The 556-nt window shown below is 65.3% G+C and carries 1 protein-coding gene; it reads right to left on the bottom strand.

The genetic code is table 11. The features are described 5' to 3' along the window. The coding region (locus tag AC1Q6C_RS33730) for an ArsA-related P-loop ATPase (protein WP_492667139.1) at positions 1-556 on the bottom strand (556 nt) is incomplete at both ends.

Here is a 556-nt window from a genome sequence, read left to right as displayed (position 1 = left end):
CCACCGGGGAGAACCCGTGGCCACCAGCGGGGAGAACTACTGGCCGCCTACGGGGAGAACTTCGTGGCCATTGACACTGGAGCCGCATGAGCGGGGTGGTGAAGTTCGTGTTCTCGCCCATCTGGCGGGCGATTTCCCGGTGGTAGGAGCCGGTGGCGTCAAGGAGCAACAAGGTGTGACCGGTCGGGGCGGTGTCGACGACGACGAATTTGCGGCTCGATTCGTGGATGACCCGCGAAAATGCTTGGAAGACGGCCACTTCCTCGGTGCAGGGTGATCGAAGGTCTTCAGCGAGGTTGGCGCGGCCGCGGTCGTCGAGGTTCTTGCCTTTGGTGGTCAAGACGCGGGTGCGGTACTGCTCGGTGGCTTCGGCGGGGTCGATGCGGGAGACCTGGAGGTTGTCGAGTTCCCCGTTCAAGGTCTCGGTCAGGTGTGCGGCCGGGTCCGTGGTTGTCAGGTGCACCTGGCGGCCGCGTTCGGCGAGGGCGACAGCGATGGCGGCGGCGATGGTGGTCTTGCCGACTCCGCCTTTGCCCATGCACATGATCAGGCCGTG

The organism is Rhodococcus sp. MT28 (assembly GCF_058792695.1).
Note: the sequence above shows the minus strand (reverse complement) of the source record. Positions and strands in the feature narration are given on the sequence as shown.